Origin of the sequence: Shewanella surugensis (genome assembly GCF_023284005.1) — a bacterium.
GTDB lineage: Bacteria > Pseudomonadota > Gammaproteobacteria > Enterobacterales > Shewanellaceae > Shewanella > Shewanella surugensis.
In genome coordinates, this window is sequence record NZ_JAKIKS010000025.1 from 30,573 (window position 1) to 55,151 (window position 24,579).

Genomic DNA, 24,579 nt, shown 5'->3' on the forward strand with positions numbered 1-24,579 from the left:
GCATCAAACATGGTGTTGCTCACTGTTTTTTGGATTAATGATTTAATCTAGTTTGTAAGGCTTGGGCTAATTGAGTCTCAATTTGCTTTAATTCTGCTTCAAAGAAATATTCATCAGTGTCAAAGGGGACGAGACAGTCGATTTTATTTTCAGTTTCATTGTACTTAGCGTGAAAGACACGGTTCATCCATTGCATATTGCGCGCTTCGGTAAATTGCAGGGCAAAGCATTTTTCACCATTAATAATAGAGGTGCCTAAAATGGCCAGTTTACCTGCCGAAATCGTCATTGAAATATGCCGCGAAGGGCGATTAATGGAGGCCAGTGAGCGATAGATGGAATTAAATATTTGCTCAATTTTAGCTAAAGGTGCCGTGTAGTAATGATGCTCACCGGTTGGACGGGCGCAATACATGGAGTGAAAGCCAATACTCATCATGCCGAGAATTTCAGCTAAGTCTATCCAGTTTTGAGCCGATTTAGCCACATCGACATCCCCTTTGTCATCGGTGAATAAACTAATATGGTGCATGATTGGACTTTGAGATCGAATATTGACCCCATGATTTTGAAGGCGGCGAATGGCGGCTATAGTGCTGGGATTAAGGAGTTCTCTTGGGGTAGAGAAATGTGCCATCCAAGCAAGCTGAATGCCATTATCTCTAAGTATGTCAAATAGCTCTAACATGTCAGAATATTTATCACTTAAAATCATTTCAGGTTGAAAGGTGAGAGAGCGGGTTGCTAAACGTACATTTTTAACATGTAATAAACGGGGATCTTGGATTAATGGCATTACATATTGCTTTAAACGACTGGCGGGCATATATCCCCCATCGCCACCGGTGATGAGTAAATCAGTAATTTCTTTGTGCTGGCGAACATAGTCATGAATTTGCTGGATATCTTTTTGTATAAACATGTCTTCGTCGCCCCGCACTTGCGCATGACGGAAACAGTAAGTGCAGAAGGAGAAACAATTTTGAGTGGTTTTATCAAAGATCAGCTGGCACTGGGGATATTTGTGTTGCGAACCGTCGAGAAACTCGATGTCACCAGCTTCATTTTCAAACCAAGGTTTATTCAGTTGCTGATTACCATCATGAGGATTGGTTCTTTCCATGTATTCAATGGCTATTTGGGTACGGGCTTTAGGATCGCTGGCTTCGATATAGCGTCTCGTTGCTTCAGGTTCTATCATCCCCGGTTGAGCGAAGACAAGTTGAAAGACGGAGTCTTGATGATAGTTATCCCAGTTAATACTGTTCAAGGAGTGGCGAGTGGCTAAAAAGCGGTAAACTTCGACAAAAAATTCCCGAGCAGGGATATGGCCTATTTCAATGCCATTGGTAGCTAAAATGCTGCAGACTTCTCTAAAGCCGGATAAACCGGTGTAATGATCTTTTCCATGAAACAAAAACCGTTTATTTTCTATAAAACCGGAATGCTCTGGATAAGAAGCCTGTAAGCGGCTGACTAACCCTATGGGTAAGAGCTTCTCTTGATGAATAATGCGACGTGTGGTTTGATTGTATTCATAGCGTTGCATCGCCTGTTCTAGCATGGCATCCGACACCACGAGATGTTCGGTGCTTGTAGTAACATCGCTATCATTATCAATACTCTTGATGTCAAGGAGTTCAGAGGGCATCGATGATTTCATTTTCTTTCCATGAGATGAATGAATGGATAAAAGACCATAATTAATATATGGTCTTTTGAATAATATTATTTTTTTATGCCTCTTATAGCCGTGTCCTATAGCGTGATCATTATTGAAAGATTACCTATATGACTTGCAGTATGTTGAAGGGGATAGAACCGGAAAAGTGATGAAGTGTTATGGAATTACGTTCATTAAAGTATTTTCAAGCCGTATACGATCAAGGCAGTATTAGTGCGGCAGCAAAAGTCTGTTTTGTGTCCCAGCCATCGATTACCGCCGCTATTCAACAATTGGAGGCACTGCTGTCGATTACGCTGTTTATCCGCCATGCTCGTGGCGTGCTACCGACTAGCGCGGCAGATAAACTTTATCCTTTAGCAAAAGACATATCCGAGCACACCCATTCTATTTACCATCTTTTCTCTGATGCGCCTAAGCCCGTTAGTTTACGTTTGGGGATAATGCGTTCACTCGGCGCGAAACGAATGAGTTTTTTCATTAAACAGATCGCCGAAAAAATAAAGGATCTAGAATTAACTTTAGTGGATCCTGAAGAGCCCTGTGATATTCGGGTGGTGTTAGCACACTCCGTGACAAACCAAGAAAGATTTGTCCCTATTTGGCAAGATGATTATCAACTGGCTATTCCAATGAGTTGGCCAATGGCAGATCAAAAAGTGGTAAAGGTAGTAGAACTCGATGCGATGCCATTTATTCATCGTGTGCCTTGCGATGCGTTAAATAAGCTTAAGGAAGCGATGGCTAATCATGCTGTTCATTTTCAACATCGGGCTAATATCAGAACAATTGAATATGCCTGGCAATTGGTGAGTACTGGGATCGGTGCTGCATTGTTACCTAACTGGCAGGAAATTAAGGAAACTGAAGGGATGACTTTATTACCCATAGAAGACCTTAACCTTGTGAAGCACATTGGGCTGGCTTATAAAGCCAATAAAGAGAACACGCCACTGATTGTAGCGGTAAAAGAGGTTTGTGAAAATCGAGTATATTGAAATAACAGCAATGATATGTAAATTATTGGCAGTAAGGTATCCATAAATCATTCAAGCATGATTAAAGCTGAGCTTTACTTGTGTCGCTTATTGAATGCATCAAACAATCGAGTTTTCTTATTTGACCTCAGTATTAATGTCTATACAATGCTCGCCCTTGCTTGTTAACTAATTGATAATAAAATATAAAGTGAACAAATAATCACCGTGTTCTATTTCTTTTACATCAGTCATCACAGACTGATGCTGTTTTAGTTGAGTTTTGGGCTTTGAGTGTTGATCTTAGGCCCCAATTAAAAAATAAAAACGTGTTAGGGATGAAAGTATGAATATTAAAAAATGGATAGCCTCCTTCTCTATACGCAGAGGTTTAGTGGGATTGACGAGTATTGCTTTATTAACGTCAATCATGTTTGCCACTTTTTCTTCTAATTATGTTTTTCGCTCCATTGTTGAAAGTCGAGTGCAAAGCGAAGAGTTACCGAATCGATTGGAAAAAATTAGAAATAAAATTTCCAGCGAACTCCAGATCCCTATTTCGCTTTCTAAAGGTATTGCTCAAAATCAGTTTTTAATTGATTGGGATTTAGCGGGCGAAAAAGAAACTGAGACAGCCCCCGTTTTACGCTATTTATCACGCCTAAAGACAGAAAATGGTGCCAGTACGGTTTATTGGATTTCAGTGATAGAAAACAAATATTATAAAGACTCGGGCTTTTCTGAAATATTATCAAAGAGTGATCCGAGTCATCAGTGGTTTTTTGATCGTTTAAACAATCCCGATTTGGTTTCTTTGGATTTAGATATTGATATGGTTTCGAAACGAATGACCGCTTTTGTCAATGTCCTTGTTCGCGAGAATGGGAGAGTGATTGCGATTGCAGGAATGGGCTACGAGCTAGGTCATATCATTGATATTGTAACCAGTAATAAAATTGGTCAATCAGGTTTTGTCTTTACGACTAATAATAATGGATTGATCACTGTGCATCCTCAGCTGGAGAGAGTGGATCGTGATTCAGTCCAAATGCTTGAAGGTTATCAGGGCATAGCGAAGAGTTTATATCAAGATACCGATCAGGTTGTGGTTGAAGAAACCACTAAAAATGGACAAACTTACTATTTAGCCAGTGTGTCAATTCCTGAATTAAGCTGGCAGTTATTTGCAGAACTGCCTGTTAATGATCTGATGAGTGAGCTGGATGAAATAACGACTTATAGTGTTATTGCGAACTTAGTGATTGGTGGGATCTTTGTATTGATCATGCTGTGGGTGACCTATTTCTTAACGAGGCCGATTAATGATGTTGCTCAGGCATTAATCAATATGGCTGATAACAGGGGAGATTTAACGCAAAGGTTAGATGAAAGTCGTAATGATGAATTAGGTTTATTAGCGAAGGGATTTAATGCGTTCATCGAAAAATTACATACTGATATTAAACAAATTGATGACGATCAAAAGACATTGGCGAAAGTGATCGTAGATTTATCGGTCACATCGGAAGAAACCATTAAGACGACGCAAGAGCAAAGGATCAATTCAGAACAAGTGGCTACTGCGATTAATGAAATGGGGGCAACGGTTCATGAAATATCTCGTTTGGCGATGTCAACATCACAGAAAACTGAAGCGACTAGGCAAGATACTGAAGAATCGAATAAAATTGTTAAGGATACCAGTGCGGTTATTAATGAGTTAGCGTCAGAGATACAATTAACAGAATCTAAAATTACCGATCTGGCTAAGCATGCAGAATCCATCAGTACAGTCATTGATGTGATTAGTGGTATTTCTGATCAAACTAACTTATTAGCATTGAATGCGGCCATTGAAGCGGCAAGAGCAGGGGAGCAAGGTCGAGGTTTTGCGGTTGTAGCTGATGAAGTCAGGCAGCTGGCCCAGAAAACTCAAGCGTCGACAGAAGAAATTCGTAAGGTGATTGGACAATTTCAATACGGCACACAAGCGGCGGTTGATGCGATGAGTGTGGGGATTCTATCAAGTCGACAAGGTGTCGACAAATCAACGGAAGCGAGTCAATCTTTACAGATGGTGACGGAAGTGATCCAGCAAATTGCTGATATGAATTGCCAAGTGGCGACGGCAACAGAAGAGCAAAGTAGCGTGGTTAATTCACTGAATGAAAATGTGACAACCATTGCCGACTTATCCTCGCATATTCACACCTTGGCGGATAAAAATGATCGTGGCATTACCGAATTAGCTAAACTTTCAGAAGAGTTATCTGCTTTAGTCAGTCAGTTTAAAATATAAGCGATTGGTATTAACCCGTTGAGATGTGAGTTTTTTTGCATCTCAATGTTATGTTGTTTTAATAACAATGCTCCATCATTCACTCTGATGAAATGGATATTTGGGCGGGGCTTGAAATAGTGTTATCTTTCATTTCATCTGTTAGCGGTTATTGTTCCTATGAGAGATGTTATGAATGATTCTTGTCCATTAGAAGATGCGTTTTATGTGGCTCATGGAGAGCGACTACTTGAGAGTTTTAAACGATTAATGGATTTTGACTTATTGATCGGGAATTTGTCAATATCTGCTATTTCGGCATTAGATCAAGCGCCTGTTGCTATTTTGTCTCACGGTATAGAGGCTGAGCCTATTTTTAATTTTGGTAACCAGTTTGCTTTAACGCTGTTTGAATGTGAATGGAGAGATTTTATTAAGATGCCATCGCGTTATTCAGCTGAAGTGATCTCTCAAGAAGAAAGAGCAGGATTACTTGCGAAAGTCAGCCGCCAAGGCTTCATTGTTCATTATCATGGTGTTCGGGTTTCTGCTACGGGGAAGCGCTTTATGATCAATAATGCCATTGTTTGGAACATTATTGATCATCAAGGTCAATACCATGGGCAAGCCGCGATGTTTAAGGACTACTCTTTTCTGTAATGGATAATTATTCTCTTTAATTAAGCCTTTATCTCTTTTAAATTTAAAGTGCTAAGATGCTGTCATTTTCAAACGTTATTGATTTATCATAAGATTGAAGGGATGTTAAATAAAGCGCCTTAGCCACTTGGGTGGTGCTGATTGCACGGTATTTCTTGAGTCGTCCTTGTAAGATGGGAGACAGTAAAGTCAGTAATATAAACCCAAAAAATTCATTAAATCGAAATTGACTGCGTTTGCCATGGAGTATTGAAGGTCTAAAAATCCGAATAGAAGGAAGGTTTAATTGTTGAACTTGTAACTCAACCTCTCCTTTAGTTTGAGTGTAATATTGTGATGATGCTGCATTCGCTCCTATCGCACTGACCAATGAAAAGGTGCTGGCTGATAAACGTTCAGCAAGCTTAGCAACACTCAGAACATAATCCTTATCGATGCGTTTAAAGGCTTCCAGAGATCCAGCTTGTTTTAGCGTCGTCCCCAAGCAACAAAATACATTTGCATGGGCTAACTCTGGATTTTTTTCGGTGAGATTAAGTGTGCCGAGTTCATCGAAGTTGATTTCATGAGTGACTAATTTGGGATGCGAGAAGGTCAGTTTGCGGCGGACAAGGCAATGAACTCGCTCATATTCTGATGAGTCTAATAACAAGCTTAATAACTCAGAGCCTATGGCTCCAGTTGATCCGGCAATGATAGCTGTTTTCATATTTTCTCATATTACTGTCCATTTTCTTGTGATTATAACCATAAATTATTCGCTATTGAAAGTTAGGGTATGCACCTTGAAGTATCACGGGTATACACCCAACTGATTATAAAAAATAAAATAATTAAGGTGAAAAAGGCCCAGAGATACGACGCATCTTCTGTCTTCCTATGGCAACATTAACCATTTTTATTAAACGTACCCAGACACTTTCTTGTATATAGGGGACATTATACTTTTGACAGACAGATTGGATTTGCGGTTGGATTAATCGATATTGACGCATCGGTAAATTGGGGAATAAATGGTGCTCGATTTGATAATTTAAGTACATATGAAGGAAATCAATCCATTCAGCGCCATTGTGATAATTGGCTGAACCTAATATTTGTCTAATGTAATACTCTGAATTTCGATGTTTATATTGATTTACATTATCAAAACGATATAAGTCAGCTCCTGAGTGATTGGGAACGATGACAATAAACATTTGTATATTATGAAATAATTCAGCAAGGATCCGAGCATAAAGCACACTCCATCCAAATCCCGTTGCGATCCACTCACACAAAAAGGGTAGCGCAATAAAATGAAATCCAATATAAGGTAGAAAAAGCTCCAGCCACATATGACGAGGTGCTTTTTGTTTGATATTGAGAAAATTATAAATATGAATTTTTTGATAACCTTTTAAATAACTCAGTGTGCGAGGGCTGTAGTAAGTAAATTTCCAGCTTGCTGCAGCAATAATGAGAATAAGCCATTTTATTAAAATAGGTTGCTTCATGCTGGCTAGCCAGTCTAGGTTATTTTCAACTAAGTCAGGATCTTTATTTTCTCCTGTAAAAGTATGGTGTAAGTAATTATGCTCATAATTCCAAGCGTCAGCTCGTATCCAGTCAAACCAATCTAGATAGCGACGGTAACCTTGTGCATAGTGAGAAGAATGAAAACGCCTAGGAATATTTTTTATTCGATTATAGCCACCGTGACCAATGTGATGCATTAAAAGCCATTTAACCAGTAAATGCTGGGATAACAATATCCCGCCCATAATCCAGTGGTTAAAGAAGCAGAAACTCAACCCAAGCCAAAAAAGAACGGTTCCGAAGAAGCTGATATAACGCATGTGAAGGTAGTCTTTATAACTTACAGAGGTTTGTGCATGCATCCCTATTTTTTTTATTTCTTTAACAAATTCATCAATATTTTCCATTTACTATCCTTATTTTGGATTTGAATTTTTCTCTTAAGCTGCGAAAAATTATAGGTGTTGAAAATGTCCAGAACAGGTGACTTACTAAGCATCGCAGATCAGCAAGGTTTATATATACCCAAGTGAAACGAAGATGAATGTTTTACTTGGGTATAGCTTAGCGTAAAGCCCTTTTTTTACTAGGCGCAATGCGAGTGTTTCTTAAATGGATTTAGTGATGCTGAGTCCTAATCGTTTGGCTAGGCGCACGAGGTTAGCCCTATCGGTTTCAAGGACTCTTGCTGCCGCTGCCCAATTGTAATCATGCGCTTTTAGCGTTTGTTTGATGAGCTGAGTTTGGAATGCATTAGTGGCTGATTTCAAAGACTGTTCCGGTAGCGAATAGAAAGGAAAATGTTTGTCGTCTTGTGGAACCGATAGCGTGGTGTTGTTTTGAGAGTGGATTGTCGAATTGAGGCGATCGTGTTTCGGGAAGGTGATATCACAATACTCAGGTAAAATATGAATGATGCTTTTATTCCATTGATCTTGTTTTGCTTTTAATGCTGCTCGACTAATTATATGTTCAAGTTCTCTGACATTACCGGGCCAACGGTAAGCCGATAGTAATGATAACGCCGCGGGGGTTAAAGTGAGCTGACTGATCCCTAACTTACGTGCGGTGTTTTCGACAAAGTAACCCGCTAACAAATGAATATCGTTGCCTCTTTCCCGTAGAGGTGGGACTTCGATGGGATAAACACTGAGCCGATGATATAAGTCGGCCCGAAAGCGCCCAGCAGTCACTTCATTTTTTAAATTTCGATTAGTGGCCGCGATAACGCGAACATCAACGATTTTGACTTTGTCTTCACCGACGGCTTGTATTTCTCCGCTCTGCAAGGCGCGAAGTAATTTACTTTGTAAGTTTAAGGGTAACTCTCCAATTTCATCGAGAAATAATGTCCCCCCATCCGCTAGCTGAAACTTGCCTTCACGGCTTTTTTCCGCGCCAGTAAAGGCGCCTTTACAGTGGCCAAAAAATTCACTTTCAGCAAGGTGTTCGGGTAATGAAGCACAATTTAGCTGGATCATCGGCTTTTTATGTCGATGGGAATGCTGATGAATGCTCCCCGCGACTAATTCTTTACCTACACCCGTTTCACCTAAAATAAGCACACTATAATGAGACGCTGCAACCAGTTTTATTTCATTTTTGAGTGCTTGAATACAGGGACTGAGTCCAATTATTTCGCCGCCATCTCGCATTATTGCAGCTTGTGTTAATTCTTGAACTAAGGCGTTTGAGTGTTTTGCTGAATGCTCTAACTGTTCCAATTTTATGGCTGTTTTCATTGTTGCTGCACTAATTTCGGTGATGATCTCCAGCATTTGGGGATTAATGTGATCAAAGCTATTCGGGGTTAAACTGTCTAGCGTCACAATACCGAGTAAATGCCCATTATTATAAAGCGGCAGTCCCATACAAGCATGAATAGGCACACCTCCCTCTTGGTTTTGCAGTAAACCATCATAGGGATCGGGTAAATCACAATTTTGACTAAAGGTGACAGGTTTTGTTGATTGGCTAATGATCTTCAGTCTAGGGTGAGAATGGATATCAAAACGCCTGCCGAGTGTATCAATCGATAAGCCTTCTATTGCCATCGGCTTGAGTGTGGCATTTTTGTGTTGCAATAATGCAATAGCATCACACTTTATGGTTTTTCGTATGGTTGATAGTAGCCGAGTGAATCGGTCTTGATTGCTCACACTATTGGCGAGATCGAGTGCTAATGCCAAAATGGCAGAGACTTCAGCTGGATTCATGTCTTTTTGACTCGATTAGTACTTTTTGATTATTAATTGTATGTCTAAATGACGTAGTCCACAAGTATTAACCCTCTTGTAAGTGATTAATTTACTGTTTTTAAAGAGTATTAATTATTTGGCACGAAAAGTGCTCTAGCCGTGTAGAGAGTGATAACGATAGTATAAAAATAACCCTGCCACTTTATTAGTGCTTGAGCTGAAATAGTGAGCATGTATGAGTCATCAAATGTTGTGAGGTAATCATTTATGAGGCCGATTAATTTAACGGAACCCATGCCAACAGAAAAAACGGGGTATCAACCTCAGCGAGCGGCTGTTTGGATGTTGGCTTTTAGACCCTTTTTTTTAGGTGGCAGTATTCTTGCGTTGTTGAGTATTAGCTATTGGAGTTTATTGCTCGGCGGTCAGGTTTCTTGGCCACTAAACATCCCCGCGATGGTATGGCATGCCCATGAAATGATGTTTGGTTTTGCCTCTGTAATTGCGATGGGGTTTTTATTAACGGCGGCGCAAACATGGACGGGCGTTCCGAGCATTTCAAAGGGGTCATTAATGATGTTAACCAGTTTATGGTTAATCGCACGCGTCATGTTTTTTGTTAAATTGCCCATGATTAGTCCTATCGGGGCGGATTTAAACTTATATTTAGTGATTTTATTTCAGGGAGCTTGGTGGGGTGGGGGGATTTTGACGCTGAGCAGAATGTTAGTGAAGGCCAGAAATAAGCAAAACTATCCCTTTATTGGGATCCTGACGATTCTTTTTGGTTTTAATATGCTGTTTTTATATTTAGTGAGCGAGCAGCAGAGCGTTCTAGCACTTAAGGTTTGCGATGCGAGTGTATTCGCTTTTACTTTGCTTATAGGGATTGTCGCAGGTCGTGTGATCCCTTTTTTTACCGCAAGAGGGCTATTACTTTCTGAGCAAGTGAAATGCCCACGATTAGATCGATTGATATGGATTGTTACCCTTGTTGTCATTATCAGCTTTATTGGAAAAAGCCTATTTTCAATCGATACCCTTCCAGGTGGGATCATTGCGATATTGGCCTTTTTACATTTACTTCGCAGCGTTTTTTGGTGGCGAAAAGAAATTATTAACGTGCCTTTACTCTGGTCATTGCAATTGGCTTATTTTGCTTTAGGTGTCGGTTTAGCTTTTATCGCATTGAGTTTTTTCAATACACATATCTTTTTTAAAGATGCGTTACATCTTATTACTATTGGATCAATAGGCATGATGATTATGTCTATGATGGCTAGAGTCTCATTAGGACATACAGGGCGGCCATTAAAGACGCCATATTTTGTAAATTTAGCGTTTGTTTTAATCTTTTGTTCTGCGGTTTCCCGAAGTTTATTGCCGTTATTCATTAACGTCAGTCATGCTTGGCTGTTAAGTGGAGTGTTATGGAGTTTAGGCTTTATTCTCTTCTTGTTTCATTATTTTCCTATTCTCATCAATAAGCGCATTGATGGGCGGCTGGGTTAGCCACCTCAGCTTAAGTTAGGTTATTAATCTTTATTTACTGATATTTGGAATAAAATATGTTGTCTGAAAATACGATTAAAATTGTTAAAAGCACGGTACCATTATTGGTCAATGCGGGAACGGGAGTAACGGAATACTTTTATAATAGAATGTTTACCCATAACCCAGAGCTTAAAGATATTTTTAATATGGGGAATCAAGAAACAGGCAAACAACCTTTTGCATTATTTAATGCGTTGGCGGCTTTTGCGCAACATATTGATAATTTAGACGTATTAAAATCAGCCTTGAGTCGTATTTCTCATAAGCATACCAGTTTAAATATTTTACCTGAACATTACCCTATAGTGGGTTTGCATCTTATTGAAACCTTAAGGGAGCTGCTACCCGATGCGTTTACGCCTGAAGTTGAACAGGCTTGGACAGAAGCTTATGCTCTATTAGCGGATCTTTGTATCACCCAAGAGCATGGACTGTACCAACAAAATGCGGAAAAACAAGGCGGCTGGTTAGGAGCGAGAGGCTTTATTATTAGTCAAAAGCAACCTGAATCTGAGCAGGTGACGAGTTTTACGTTAACGCCTAAAGATGGGGGCCAAGTGGCTGAACATATACCAGGCCAATACTTAGGCATTAAAGTCAAACCTACCGATGCGGAATATATGGAAATACGTCAGTATTCTATTTCGGACAAAGTCCAGACGGATAGTTATCGCATTAGTATTAAAAAAGAATGCAATGAGCCACAGGGTATTGTGTCCAATTATTTACATTCATTATCCGAGGGGAGCGAAGTGGATATTTTTCCTCCTGCTGGAGATTTTTACTTACAGTTTAACGATAAACCCGTTGTATTGATCAGCGCTGGAGTCGGGCTGACGCCGATGATGTCAATGTTAGAAACCTTAGTAGAAGCACCGTTATTACATTCTGTGCACTATCTTCATGCATGTGAAAATAATCAGCAACATTCTTTTGCAAAGCGCGTAAATGCATTATGTGCTACCCATGATAAGGTGGATGCGTACACTTGGTATAATAAAGAAGTAATAGAGACAGGCATTGTAGATGATCGGACAATGTTTACTGGGTTAATGGAGCTTTCTCATATTAAAGCTCAACTTCCTATCGAAGAGGGAGATTATTATGTGTGTGGCCCGAATGCTTTTATGAGCTTTATTAAGAAACAATTATTGTTATTAGGCGTTGATCATTCACGTATTCATTACGAGGTATTTGGACCACACGAAGCACTTTGATGTTGTTAGCATGAGGTCGTATTAAAGCCCACATTGGTGGGCTTTTTGTTGGGAATGCTAATATTTTGTTTTTCAAATCAACGTCCATCATTGAAATAGTCTAATCTTACATAATAAATTCCGTTTAAGTGAATAAATTTATGTGGATTAAGGACGATATTTTTCAAGGTGAAGTTGTTAGTTTAGAGTCCTTAAAACTTGCACATACTGATGATTTAAGGAAGGTTGCTGAAGATGGAGATGCATGGCAGTTGTGGTTTACGACGCTACCTAAACCCGATGAAATTGAAGGATATGTCAAAACGGCATTGAAAAATAAGGATAGAGGGGAGCTTACTTATGTGGTGCGATCTAAATTTAATTATCAAGTTATTGGCACAACCCGTTATTATAATGTTGATGAAATGAATCGACGGGTGACTATTGGCTTTACTTGGTACGGAAGCTCCGTAAGAAGGACACCAGTTAACACTGAATGTAAGTGGCTTCTATTAAGTAATATGTTTGAAAACTATCAGGCAATTGCCGTTGAGTTTAAAACGCATTATTTTAATCCAGATTCTCGCAAAGCGATTGAACGTTTAGGCGCTAAACAAGATAGTATTTTGCGTAGTCATAAAATTATGCCCGACGGTTCATTACGCGATACCGTGGTTTATTCTATTATTGCCAGTGAATGGCCTGCGGTTAAATGTAATTTGCGCAGTAAAATGCATCTGCCGCATCCTAGTTGATATTTCGATGATTGAAAGTATTAATATCTTGATCTTTTTGGAGTTAACAATCGATTCAATCAGCTCTTCAATAAGGGCCCATAAAGAATAAGTAAAGGTTGGCTATGCAGATATTAGACACAATATTGCAAATGTTATTAACGCTGGTTTGGGATTATTTTCTTATTTATATCTTACTGATTATTGGTGTATATTTTACCATCAAGATCAGGTTTTCACAATTTACCCATTTAAAACACATGCTTTCTTTACTCATGGAGCATACTGGCACAAAAGAAGAAAGCAAAAAACGTATTTCTTCTTTTGGTGCTTTTGCGGTGACATCGGCATCGAGAGTGGGATCGGGAAATATTGCTGGAGTAGGAGTGGCCATTTATTTAGGCGGCCCCGGTGCGGTTTTTTGGATGTGGATTATTGCCCTCATCGGTACGGCTTCATGTTTAATCGAAAATACGCTGGCACAAGCTTATAAAAATAATACGCAGGAAGGGAGTTTTAGAGGTGGACCTGCTTTTTACATTGCTCAAGGATTGAAATCTAAAAAATTAGCGCTGCTTTTTTCGGTGTTAATGATCATCTCTTATGGGCTAGTGTTTAATTCGGTGCAGGCGAATACGATTGCACATGCCATGAACACGGCTTTTTCTGTTTCTAATCTTAATATTGCCATCGATTTAGCGATATTTACCTTGTTAATTATTTTTGGTGGATTAAAAAGAGTGGTGAAAGCCTCTGAAGTGTTATTTCCACTTATGGCTATTTTATATCTTTTGACCGCGTTGATTATTGTTGTGATGAATATCTCAGAGGTTATTCCTGTTTTCAGCTTAATTATTGGGGAGGCACTCGGATTGAAAGAAGCAACGACAGGTGCCTTTGGTGTGATGGTGATGCAAGGGATTAAGCGAGGGTTATTCTCTAATGAAGCGGGGATGGGCTCGACACCCAATGCAGGGGCTGCGGCTTATGTTTCTCATCCCGTAAAACAAGGATATATTCAATCTTTGGGTGTGTTAGTTGATACACTGTTGATCTCCAGTGCGACGGCCTTTATTATTTTATTGCCGCAGATTAATTTACCTGCATCAGGAACAACGGGCGTTGCGTCAGTGCATTTATCGATGAATATGGTTTTTGGTGAATTTGGTGGTTATTGTCTGGCTATTTTAGTGATGATTTTTTCTTATAGCTCTATTTTAGGTAATTATTTTTACGGTGAAATGAATATCAAGTACATGACGGATTCTAAGTGGATTTTAAATGGATTCAGATGCGCTGTTATTGTAATGTTACTTTATGGTTCCTTGGCTGCGATTGGCTTTGTCTGGGATTTAGCCGATCTTTTTATGGGCTTATTGGCACTTGTTAATATTTCAGCAATTTTTTTATTAAGACATGTCGCATTGGCATTAGTTAAAGATTACATGCAACAATTGGCCAAAGGTAAAGACCCCATTTTTCATCGAAACAGTATTCCTGAATTGGAGGACGTTGAATGTTGGGGAGATGCTGAATATCGAGTGTTCCAAAGAGAGTTGAAATGCCGAGAAAACAACAAAAAATTAGATACTTAACACTTAGGGAATATGAACATTATCCCCTAAGTGTTATTCATTATGCGGTAGATTTTGCTTTGAAAGTGCGAACGGCATTTTTGAGTGGATCAATAATCCAATATTTATTCATGATCAAGAGTGCTTGTATTGGAATGTAGTAACGTTTGGCATAAAAAATACAAACATAATCGGCATTTTTTATTGGACCTTCATATAATTTATTTGGGAATATAATCGATTGTAATTTAGCGACCTTAGGATGTTTAGCCCCACTGACAATAAAGCGTTTTTTGCTTTTTATCATGTCCCAAAGCGAGTAGAGAAAAACGACCCCTCGATAAAAATGGCTGACTTCATTTTTAACCCATAAACCTCCGGTTTCAATGACATCATCTGCTTGGGAGACAAAAGCGGGTTGATCGTCTGTTTTTGGCACATCTTCAAAATAACGAATAGGATGCCGAGTATTGAGGGTATAACCCGCTAACATTTCGCCTTGCTTATTCTTAAAAACCCGCACAATAGAAATACGTTTGAAGTGTTCCACAGAGGTATGATTACCTGATGCATTGGCATAATGATGCGCATAAGTTTCAAATTCTTCATCTTGGGAGAGCAGGTTTGTTTTTAACATGGGGTAGCACCAGGTTGTGATATTGCTTGATAACGGCCGGGATTAATGAGGTTGTATGGGTCAAGTGTTTGTTTAATTAGGTGCTTTAGTTCTAGTGCATCTTTATTATGCTCCTCAGCTAAGGGAAAAGGCATTTCATCAACCGCACGTCGGTAGCATTGCCAGTTATTTTGTTTATAAAGTTGACGAAGTTGACGGATCAATGCCTTAGCTCTTTGTTGTTCATTAGCATTATCAATATCATAATAAAGACTGATGATGGCTTGGCACATATGAGCGGTGACAGAGGTTAATGTCACGCCAAATTCAAAGCCAAATTCTTGAAATAACTGCTCGCTTTGTTGCATGCAGCTATTGATTTCATCGCTTAGCATTGGCAGTGCAGGGGCAATCCAATAAAAGCCACATTGGCTTTCGATAGGATCATTACTCTCTTCGTATGCTTGGGATTGATTACGCCAATAACAGCCTTTTAAAGCCATCGGGTCGGGGTTTCCTTCGAACATGATCATTGCTCGAGTAAATTGACTAATTTGTTGTTGAAAATGGTTCAATCTTGGTGAAAACTTAAGCAGAGTAGTAGCTTGTTGTAAGTAATGATTCACTTTCTTCAGGGTGCTAAGAGAAACGATTTTCACATCGGCAATGGCGTTTAATGCCACTTTAATTCTTTTGGCTTTTGCTTTGGCGACTTGAGGGGCTCCCGATACGATAAAGGCGGCAGTCCATGGCATAATTTGGTGCTGCTTTTCAAGCTGAGTTAACTCACTGTTAAGTGGACCTTGCTGAGGATCCCACTTTGAAAAATCAAACTGGCTAACCATTGACAGCATGCGGTAATTGTTACCAATGTGAGGCAGAGTATCGAGGGTATTCTCTGCTTTTAGTTGGCGCATGATATTGATATAAGCACCAATATCACCCACTTTTTTGAGTCTGACTAAACAGCGAAGGCTTTGTTTTTGCTTGAGTGATAATTCAAAACGAATTTTCGTTACCACAGCAAGATTATTTTGAGTGAAAATTTCTGTGAGGCCCGCGCTGTGTCCGGCTCGCCCCACATAACGAGGTGTGGTATCCAATGATTTTTTTTCACCGTTAGCCAAAATGTATTCGGTTATAGTGAAATGACGACTGCGGTAACCTTGTGCACCATGGCCAAATCCTCTTTCGAGTACATTACCGATAATGCTGGTGGCAGGCCCAGCCCCTGTGCAGTCAATCATCCAAGGGGTATTTTCTAAAAAGCGAGCGAGTTGTCCTTGAGTGACACCAGGCCCGACTTCTACGACCCCAAGTTCAGCATCATAATGATGGATTTCCTTCATCTGACTGAGATCGATGATAAGGTTGTCATCACCAATGGGAGTAGCCTTACCATAACCCCAATTTTTGCCTGTACTAATGGCATAAAAAGCTTGGCGATTTCGGTGGCATTCTTTAATTTTTGTGATTAAATCATCAGAGTTTGTTGGTTTATAGACGCCCGTAATATGCTTGTTATGGTCAACTAAACCACTTGTTTGATAATTAATATTGATATTTTGTTCGAATGTAATCTGAAGAGGATCTAATGTATCAAGAGACATACTGCTGTCCGCACTTAAATTTTGAGCAATTTTATCTTGTTTTTTGACCATCAAACAGTATTTTATGTTAAATTTATGTGATCTTGATCGTATTTGTAATAAGATTAATACAAATGTATCATTTGGTGTTCATTGAGAAGTCATAAATTCAGAGGCGTGTGGTAGGAGAAGAGAGGTTGAAGCGCATACCCAATAGGGTTGGATATGTCGCTAGGGATAAGTGAATGACAGATTAAATAATAACGGGAATGGAGTCTACATCTACGGTGATGATCTGAGGGTTATAATCCCATATCTCATTAATGGTTTGGTTTGTAAGGCAATGTGTCGGTGATCCTACTTTCTTTATTTGACCCTTTTTCATAATAATGAGTTCATCTGCATATCTTGCGGCTAAATTGAGATCATGTAATACAGTGATAACAGAGTATTGGCGGTGTGATACCAAGTGCTGAATTAAGGCTAATACTTTGTGTTGTTGGGCAAGATCTAATGCGGAAGTCGGTTCATCCAGTAATAACAGCGGTGGCTTTCTGGCTTGACTTAATTGTGTGAGTACGCGTGCGAGTTGTACTCTTTGCTTTTCTCCACCAGACAGGCTCGGATAGGGTCTTTCTTTTAAGTGCATGATGGATAAGTTGTCTAAATAACCTTCAATGATATCTTGGCCTTGTTTTTGATTAAGACTCAGTGGATAAAGTCCCATTGCGACGACATCAAAAACTTTAAAAGGAAAATGAAGACTCGATTCTTGGGGTAGCACCCCTAACAAGGTGGCTAATTCTTGTTTAGGCCATTGCTTTAAGGCGCGATGATAAAAATGGACTTCCCCACGACTTGCTGTTACATCTTGGCTAATGGTTTTTAATAAACTGGACTTTCCAGCCCCATTGGGTCCAAGGATCGCAGTGACTTTACCTGGAGTAATATTGAGGTTGATATTATTCAGCACCATCAGATTATCGGTGTGTAAGTCGAGATTGTTGATTTGTAGCATTGTTCAACCATTTTAAGTTTAAATTTTATTTCTCTGATTGATCAGTAGAAAAATAAAGAAAGGGGCACCCAGTAAAGCCGTGATCAAGCCAACAGGCAGTTCTGATGGGGATAAAATAAAGCGTGCACCACTATCGGCAAGCATGAGCATAATCGCACCCAATAGTGCACTTAATGGCAATAATTTCTGATGATCGGGACCAATAAGCATACGAATTAAATGGGGTACGATGAGTCCAATGAAGCCAATGATTCCAGTGGCCGCTACACTAATGCCCACGCCTAATGCACAGAGAAAAATCAATTTTAGCTTGAGTTGATTAATGTCTATACCTAAGTGTCTAGCTTCAGCTTCTCCGAGTAGTAATGCATTGAGTGCTTTTGATGACCGACTAAATTGCCAGCTAAGCAGGACTAATGTCAATAAAGAGAGAATGACATAATGCCATTGAGCACCGGCTATGGATCCCATTTGCCATAAGGTGAGATCTCTTAAGGCCATATCATTGGCAAAGTACGTTAATAAGCCAATAGCGGCCCCGGCTAATGCGGCAATGGCAACCCCGGATAATAATAATAATATGACGGAAGTGCCTTTGGTGGTATGGGCGAGTCGATAAACTACTAAGGTGGTGATAAGTCCACTGATGAAGGCACTGATAGCGATCCCCAGCTCACCACTGCTGGGTATAAAATGATGCACAGTGCAGCGCCTAATGCGGTACCGGAAGAAACGCCTATAATCCCCGGATCAGCCAAAGGATTTCGAAATAAGCCCTGCATGACGGCACCACATTGTGCCAAAATCCCGCCCACGCACAAGGCTAATAAGGTTCTGGGGAGACGCACATTATCAATGATGAGCTGTTCATGCGGGGCTAATGTCAGTATTTGCCATTGTGTGGCCGAAGCGATCACGGCGCTAAAACTGTGACTCATGCTGATTGTAATGGGACCGGTGCCAATGGAGATGAGGCTTGCCAGAAATAGCAAACTGAGTAACATGGGCCAAATATAACGTGACGTTTTCATTCAAATGATTCTTTTATTGGTGAGTTGAAACTGAGATTAATTGCTGACTCAGCGTTTCGGCTTCATTAATGGCACTCAGTCCCAGTCCTCCGATTAAGGCATGCGCTGGGATAGTGAAGATACTTTGTTGTTGGTAAGCTTTGGTGCTAGCGATAAGCGGCATATTGGCTAATAGAGGGAAAAGAGTCTTATCGGTGTTTTCAAGATCTTGTCGAGATGAGAGGAGGATAACATCGGGTTGTAACGATAAAATACCTTCTTGTGATAAGATTTTATAGCCTGAAAAAGGCGCACTGTTTTCTCCTCCCGCTAACTGGATGATGGTATCCGCAGCGGTGCCTTTTCCGCCCACTTTAGCGGGCCTTCCGGCTTGTAATAGCATAAATAACACCTTGATTGGCTGCTTACTTTGTTCAAGTTTTATGTGGTTACTTTTAATGTGAGTGAGCTGCTTAGTGATGTTGCTTTTAAGCTTTTCAGCCTGCTGTTGGCTGCCCAGTAATTGGCTAATGATATCGATGTTGTTAAATAACCCTGCTTGGTTGGTTGCGGATGGGAGACTGACGACGTGAACATTGGCGCTGCGAAGTAGGGCTAACGTTTTTTCAGGCCCCATGACATCGCTGCCCAATAACACATCAGGGTGAAGGGATAACAAACCTTCTGCTGATAACATTCTGTGGTAACCGACTTGTGTGACTTGGGCTAGTTGAGCTGGTATTTGGCTGCTTGAATCTGTTCCAATTAAGTTTTTCTCGCCGCCGAGTGCTAAGACAAGTTCAGTGATGCCCGCTCCTGCACTAATAAGGCGGGTTGATGCCTCCTCACTGCTGTTTTTATTGTTTTGTTGGCCATGCGCCATGTCAATATTTTGTGCATGAAGCAAGTGAATTGGCGTTAGCAACACTAACAGTAACAGTAGTCCAAAAGGGCGGTAAATATTTGAATAAATTGTGTTAAACATGATTGTCTCAGGCTCCACATCCATTAAATAGAAAGGTTTTTGATATTATGTGCTTATATTACAGTGGTTTAGGTCTATTTTGTCATAAAATGTTTCGATTAAGCATGATGCGTTAAGGGCTATTTTATTCACTGTTATCCATTAAAATTTGCGTGTTACTGATCTCATGTTGTTGTAATAGGGCGAGAAGCTTCATGAGAGGCTGAATGGGAGCCGATTTGTCGGCAGCAATGATAATGTTTGCATGAGGTTGTCGATTAATTTCGATATTGAAAGCCGTTTTAAATTCAGACCAATGATCATAAGCGTGTCCATCGATTGCCCATTGAGGCGTTAATGTCATCACATTAAGGGTAATTTTATTTTTTACCACAACGGGGTTTAGACTGGCATTGGGCGCAGTAGGGACATCGATCGTTAAACTCAGCAGTGGTGCATTGGCAGTGAGTAATAGAAAGACCAATACAATGAAAATGATATCAATGAGTGGCGTGAGATCGACGCCTAATTCATCTTTTTGTACTTGAGAGGAGAAGGATCCTTTGGCATTGATCATACTTTTACACTCTGCTGTCTCTTTGAATGATCGTGACTGAACAGAGGGCTGTCTGTAAGTGTATTTTGGGAGCTATGATTTTTTGATGGTTTTCGCTCAGTGAGCTGAGTTTGCATATCAAGGTGCATAATATTAGGCACACCATTAAGCCATAAATTGATTTGATTTAATGTATACGCCGTTTTGTCACAACTTTTTTCCGCCCACAAGTTAAAGAGGTGAGCTGAAATGATAGCGGGTAAAGCGATAATGAGTCCGGCTGCTGTGGTATTCATGGCTAAACCGAGTCCTGCTGACAGTTGCGATGGTGTAATAGGACCTTGGCTTTGAGCAAGCTGCCCAAACATATCGATAAGGCCGAGCACCGTACCGAGTAGCCCCATTAATGGCGCAATGGCCGCGATTAATTGTAATAATTTAAGTCCGGCTTTTCGTTGGTTTTGTTGCTGGCTTAGCCATAAGCTAACAATGTTTTCTCGTGTTGCTTGTTCTTCATGTCTATATGTGAGTAATAAGCGGGCGCCCTTAGCCCCTAAACTTTGACTCAGCTTGAGCTTATCGATGGATTGTAGAATATAGGCTTCGGTTGCCACTTCGAAGCTGAATGTTAATTGGGTTAGTGCTTTATTATTTTTAGAGAGTTCATAAATCAATAATGCGAGCCTTTCTAAGATAATCATAAAGGTGATGAATGCACAGATCCCTAAAGGCCAAGTTAAGCTTCCTAAGGCTTGATTGAGTGACTGGTACAGGCTGTCGTTCATTGGAATACTTCCTACTATAATGAAATCAATACGAATAATCGTAAGTTAAGGTTTATGCCGAGTGAAATAAAATACAGATCTTGCTCAGCTTAATTAAGTACAAAGCGAACCGGTACCCGTACTTTATAGGCATAAGCTATTTGCTCATCGGGGGCTGAAAAATGCCACTGCTTAACGGCATCAAGCGCTGCTTTATCTAATAAATTGAATCCTGAACTGGAGATTAAGGTGAGTGATAATTGTTCACCTGCTTGATTAAACAGAACCTCGAGTGTTGCAATCCCTTCGAGTCCTTTCTTTCTTGCCAATCTTGGATAGCGAGGTTGAGCGGGCGGAGAAGTAAAGCTTGGGTGAGTGATTTCCATGCTGTGCAATATACTTTGTTGCTCATCTGGTGTTTTTTTTATCTGTGCACTCATCGTTTCTAATACATTATTCTCAGCATTCTCAGCATTCTCAGCACTTTTTTTATTATTATTGCTGCTCTTGGGCTGCTTTACGTTTATCTCTTGAGTGAGGGCGATGTTCTTCTTTGGTTGTGTGGTTTCGAGAGGACGTTGTCGTTTCGTCTGTTGATGTTTTACAGGCTCGGATTTCGTGCTGGCTTGATGGGGTGAAGCTTTCACTATTACCGATTTAATGGGGATAGCCTTTTTGATTGGAGCAGCGCTGATCGAACTCTCTTTGATGATGTCATTGATTTGATGTTGACGGTTTTTGACTTGGCTCGCCATAGTAAGACTCATATGCGAAGTGTGTGCTTGCCCCGAGGAAGGCGAGAAGCTTAAAGGTATTTGAGTGTTCTTCTGGCTCAATACACTGCCGAGCAGCAATAGATTCAGGCTGGCAAAAAGCGCATATCGTTGGCTCGTCACACTGAAAGCCCATTGAGTACGTTATTCCTAGTATGAGAGGATTTCATTATCTTCTGCATGACCCTGTTTAAGCATATAGATTCAATTTATCTTATGTAATTTACACGCCATTAGATCTTAGTGCAAATAGGAATAGTTATCAGTTGTGTTTTTGTTTTCTCTCGGGTAGAGTGCCGTTAATGTAGGGTAAAGGTGCATCACTGCTACCTTTGCGACTATTTCAATTATTCATTAAGGTTTACAAAGATGTTCACTAAGCCGTTGGCTATTTTCATGGCCGTTTCACAAACAACTCTCGCTTTCGCTGATGGTTCACAACCTTATACAGAGTTTGATGAAGTCTTGGTTTCAGCCACGCGTATTAATGAAAAAGCATCTGATACCAGTCAAAGTATTGCAGTTGTGAATGAAGAGCAATTACAGGAACTCCAGCCAAATTCGGTTGCTGGCGCGTTAAAGAATGAAGCCAATATCAGCAGCACAAATGGCCCGAGATCCAGCTCTCAGGGAGTCGAAATTAGAGGGCTAAGTGGGCAGCAGGTATTGCAAGTGATTGATGGAGTAAGACAAAATGCAAATTCTGGACATAGAGGTACTTACTTTATGGATCCTGAATTATTACAATCCATTGAAGTGATCCGCGGCCCAGCAAGTAGTGTTTGGGGCAGTGGTGCGATTGGTGGTGTGGTAGCCCAAAACACTAAATCGGCCAAGGATTTATTAGAAGGTGATGCAGGTCTTGGAGGCTATATTAAACAAGGCTATGAAACCAATGGCGATCGTACCACGACCAGTGGGGCGATGTACGGTAAAAGTGAGAGTGTTGATTGGTTGATCAATGGCAGTACCTTTGATAACAATGATATTCAAACAGGTGACGGTGATAGCATCGAAAACAGTGCTTCTGACGGTAATAGTGGTTTGATTAAATTAGGTTGGGAGCCATCAATAGGTGAGCGTTTACAATTATCGACGCGTTTGAGTCAAATTGATGAGTTAGTGCCGAGTAATCCCAGTACTGATGTCAGTAGCTCAGTTCCTTTGGTGCGCCGCAATACTACCGATAAAAATGTGACGCTCAGTTACGATGTCAATCCAAATGACAATCCGTTGCTTAATTTGCATACGTTATTTTATTGGAATAGCACACGTTATGATGAAGATAGGGTTACTCAATATCAACGGGATAATACGGATTATAACACTGTTGGACTCAGTATTAATAATGAAAGCAAGTTAGGAACTTGGTCATTACTCTATGGTGTTGATGCCTATCGTGATACTTTTACGACTGTGCGTGATGATAACGGTCAAGAGGGAGAAAGGCCCGATAATATCGATGCGGATGCGACGGTGATGGGCGCGTTTACACAAGCTAATGTTGATTTAACACAATCGATAAAATTAACCACAGCCTTGCGTTATGATCATTATCAAAATGACAGTAACAGTTTAGGTCTGTCTTCGGCTGACAGTGCGTTATCGCCAACGGTTGGCCTAATGTGGAATGTTTCATCTTGGCTGAGTTTAAGTGCTCGATACGATCAAGCATTCCGCGCACCGAGTATGGAAGAAATGTATTCAACGGGGACGCATTATTGTATTCCGGCGATTACCGATTTTTTACCGGATGGATTATGTAATACCTTTGAAATAAATCCTGATCTCAAATCTGAAACGGCTAAAAATAAAGAAGTGCAGGCGGATTTAAGGTTTGAGCATTTACTGGGTAATGACGAACTTGCATTGACCTTAAATGTGTTCCGTAATGATGTTGATGATTATATTGAGCAGTCTGTGTCGAATGCTTATATGGGCATTTCAGGATTAGAGCAAACGACCTCTTGGAATAATGTTGCTGAGGCCCGGTTAACGGGGTTTGAGCTCAGCGGTCGTTATCGATATGAGCAGACACGCTTTATTGTGAATTATGGGCAGACCGAAGGTAAAGATACGAGTACCAATGAATATTTATCTGACGTCCCAGCCAATAAGGTCACAGCAGACTTGTCACAAGGCATAATGCAAGGTGATGTTAAATTAGGCACACGCTTTACTCATGTGAATGCGCAAGATCAACTGCCTGAGGACAATACTCAGGTGTATGATAGCTATTCGTTATGGGATCTTTATGTGTCTTGGGAGCCCTCAATCGGTCATCTCGAAGGCTTCAGGTTTGATGTGTCGGTGGATAACATCGGTGATGAACAATACCGTCAGGCGTGGCAAACTCTCTATGAGCCGGGGAGAAACATTAAGTTATCGGGCCGCTACCTTTTTTAAGTGATTGGAACTAAAGTATGCAACCCACTGAAAGTAAATTGATAAAACAATATTTAACGAGTAACCCGAGCGTGATGCCGAGTCAAGTGGCCGATGCGTTAGGGGTATCAGAATTAGCCGTTGTCAAAGCATTACCTGAAGATGAATGGGCATCAATACCCTTAACGCATATTGATGCGTTATTTTCAAGTTTACCCGAGTGGGGCAATGTCACGACGATTATTACGGTATCGGGCAATATTTTTGAGTTTAAAGGGCCTTTTCCAAAGGGAAAATATGCCCGCGGTTATTACAACTTGATCCCTAAAGATAACGGTTTCCATGGGCATTTAAAGCTGGATGATGTCACACACATCGTTTTTATTAGTAAAGCGTTTCGTGGCAAAGAAAGTTATTCCATTAATTAACAAACGGTAAACCCCCGGCTCTGCCGGGGTGACTCGCATAGGTTTCACCTATACCGCGGTATAGGTAGGCTCAAGTCTCGACCAAAAGACAGGAGAGCAACCT

Annotated in this window: 20 protein-coding genes and 1 pseudogene; 9 read left to right on the forward strand and 12 right to left on the reverse strand. The window is 40.4% G+C overall.

Annotation, left to right across the window (positions count from 1 at the left end):
* Window positions 1–34 precede the first annotated feature (34 nt).
* Window positions 35–1,663 (reverse strand): hypothetical protein, encoded by a 1,629-nt coding sequence (locus tag L2764_RS08515; RefSeq protein ID WP_248939794.1) that lies wholly within the window; start codon window positions 1,661–1,663, stop codon window positions 35–37.
* 179 nt (window positions 1,664–1,842) lie between these two features.
* Here L2764_RS08515 and L2764_RS08520 point away from each other — a divergent pair, with 179 nt between their 5' ends.
* The 3 genes from L2764_RS08520 to L2764_RS08530 all read left to right on the forward strand — a co-directional run bounded on the left by L2764_RS08520 (window position 1,843) and on the right by L2764_RS08530 (window position 5,599).
* Window positions 1,843–2,682 (forward strand): LysR family transcriptional regulator, encoded by an 840-nt coding sequence (locus tag L2764_RS08520; protein WP_248939795.1) that lies wholly within the window; start codon window positions 1,843–1,845, stop codon window positions 2,680–2,682.
* 325 nt (window positions 2,683–3,007) lie between these two features.
* Window positions 3,008–4,960, forward strand: a complete 1,953-nt coding sequence (locus tag L2764_RS08525; protein WP_248939796.1) for a methyl-accepting chemotaxis protein — start codon at window positions 3,008–3,010, stop codon at window positions 4,958–4,960.
* Window positions 4,961–5,131: 171 nt separating this feature from the next.
* Window positions 5,132–5,599 (forward strand): MEKHLA domain-containing protein, encoded by a 468-nt coding sequence (locus tag L2764_RS08530; RefSeq protein ID WP_248939797.1) that lies wholly within the window; start codon window positions 5,132–5,134, stop codon window positions 5,597–5,599.
* A gap of 43 nt (window positions 5,600–5,642) precedes the next feature.
* Here L2764_RS08530 and L2764_RS08535 read toward each other — a convergent pair whose 3' ends face one another.
* From L2764_RS08535 to norR, 3 genes are all read right to left on the reverse strand, one after another.
* Entirely contained in the window at window positions 5,643–6,308 is a 666-nt protein-coding gene (locus L2764_RS08535) for a Rossmann-fold NAD(P)-binding domain-containing protein (RefSeq protein ID WP_248939798.1), read from the reverse strand.
* Window positions 6,309–6,432: 124 nt separating this feature from the next.
* Window positions 6,433–7,524, reverse strand: coding sequence for a fatty acid desaturase family protein (locus tag L2764_RS08540; RefSeq protein ID WP_248939799.1), 1,092 nt, complete (start codon window positions 7,522–7,524; stop codon window positions 6,433–6,435).
* A 201-nt stretch (window positions 7,525–7,725) separates the two neighbouring features.
* Window positions 7,726–9,333 (reverse strand): nitric oxide reductase transcriptional regulator NorR, encoded by a 1,608-nt coding sequence (norR, locus tag L2764_RS08545; protein WP_248939800.1) that lies wholly within the window; start codon window positions 9,331–9,333, stop codon window positions 7,726–7,728.
* A gap of 249 nt (window positions 9,334–9,582) precedes the next feature.
* Between norR and L2764_RS08550 the strand changes: the two genes are divergently transcribed.
* The 4 genes from L2764_RS08550 (at window position 9,583) to L2764_RS08565 (ending at window position 14,394) form a co-directional block, all read left to right on the forward strand.
* Entirely contained in the window at window positions 9,583–10,827 is a 1,245-nt protein-coding gene (locus tag L2764_RS08550) for an NnrS family protein (RefSeq protein WP_248939801.1), read from the forward strand.
* 56 nt (window positions 10,828–10,883) lie between these two features.
* Window positions 10,884–12,086, forward strand: a complete 1,203-nt coding sequence (gene hmpA, locus L2764_RS08555; protein ID WP_248939802.1) for an NO-inducible flavohemoprotein — start codon at window positions 10,884–10,886, stop codon at window positions 12,084–12,086.
* A 140-nt stretch (window positions 12,087–12,226) separates the two neighbouring features.
* On the forward strand, window positions 12,227–12,820 hold the full coding sequence (locus L2764_RS08560) for a GNAT family N-acetyltransferase (protein ID WP_248939803.1): 594 nt from the start codon (window positions 12,227–12,229) through the stop codon (window positions 12,818–12,820).
* Window positions 12,821–12,924: 104 nt separating this feature from the next.
* Window positions 12,925–14,394, forward strand: coding sequence for an alanine/glycine:cation symporter family protein (locus L2764_RS08565; protein ID WP_248939804.1), 1,470 nt, complete (start codon window positions 12,925–12,927; stop codon window positions 14,392–14,394).
* Window positions 14,395–14,434: 40 nt separating this feature from the next.
* Here the strand turns inward: L2764_RS08565 and L2764_RS08570 are convergent, their stop codons facing one another.
* The 8 genes and pseudogenes from L2764_RS08570 to L2764_RS27985 form a co-directional block, all read right to left on the reverse strand.
* A complete protein-coding gene (locus L2764_RS08570; RefSeq protein WP_248939805.1) occupies window positions 14,435–15,010 on the reverse strand; it encodes a hypothetical protein in 576 nt (191 codons plus the stop codon).
* Window positions 15,004–16,599, reverse strand: coding sequence for an FAD-binding oxidoreductase (locus L2764_RS08575; RefSeq protein ID WP_248939806.1), 1,596 nt, complete (start codon window positions 16,597–16,599; stop codon window positions 15,004–15,006). Before L2764_RS08575 ends, L2764_RS08570 begins: the two co-directional genes overlap by 7 nt.
* A 232-nt stretch (window positions 16,600–16,831) precedes the next feature.
* Window positions 16,832–17,596 (reverse strand): heme ABC transporter ATP-binding protein, encoded by a 765-nt coding sequence (locus L2764_RS08580; protein WP_248939807.1) that lies wholly within the window; start codon window positions 17,594–17,596, stop codon window positions 16,832–16,834.
* Window positions 17,597–17,614: 18 nt separating this feature from the next.
* Window positions 17,615–18,627, reverse strand: a pseudogene (locus L2764_RS08585) (FecCD family ABC transporter permease).
* Between the two features lie 13 nt (window positions 18,628–18,640).
* Window positions 18,641–19,591 carry a heme/hemin ABC transporter substrate-binding protein gene (locus L2764_RS08590; protein WP_248939808.1) on the reverse strand — a complete coding sequence of 317 codons (951 nt, stop codon included), beginning with the start codon at window positions 19,589–19,591 and terminating at the stop codon, window positions 18,641–18,643.
* Window positions 19,592–19,715: 124 nt separating this feature from the next.
* On the reverse strand, window positions 19,716–20,147 hold the full coding sequence (locus L2764_RS08595; RefSeq protein ID WP_248939809.1) for an ExbD/TolR family protein: 432 nt from the start codon (window positions 20,145–20,147) through the stop codon (window positions 19,716–19,718).
* Window positions 20,144–20,911: a MotA/TolQ/ExbB proton channel family protein gene (locus L2764_RS08600; protein WP_248939810.1), complete on the reverse strand. Its 768-nt coding sequence runs from the start codon at window positions 20,909–20,911 to the stop codon at window positions 20,144–20,146. Before L2764_RS08600 ends, L2764_RS08595 begins: the two co-directional genes overlap by 4 nt.
* Window positions 20,912–21,000: 89 nt before the next feature.
* A complete protein-coding gene (locus L2764_RS27985; protein ID WP_248939811.1) occupies window positions 21,001–21,786 on the reverse strand; it encodes an energy transducer TonB in 786 nt (261 codons plus the stop codon).
* Between the two features lie 246 nt (window positions 21,787–22,032).
* Between L2764_RS27985 and L2764_RS08610 the strand changes: the two genes are divergently transcribed.
* Both L2764_RS08610 and hutX read left to right on the forward strand, forming a co-directional pair.
* Complete coding sequence (locus tag L2764_RS08610) at window positions 22,033–24,069, forward strand: TonB-dependent hemoglobin/transferrin/lactoferrin family receptor (protein ID WP_248939812.1); 2,037 nt, start codon at window positions 22,033–22,035, stop codon at window positions 24,067–24,069.
* 17 nt (window positions 24,070–24,086) lie between these two features.
* Window positions 24,087–24,476, forward strand: coding sequence for a heme utilization cystosolic carrier protein HutX (gene hutX, locus L2764_RS08615; RefSeq protein WP_248939813.1), 390 nt, complete (start codon window positions 24,087–24,089; stop codon window positions 24,474–24,476).
* Window positions 24,477–24,579: the final 103 nt, after the last annotated feature.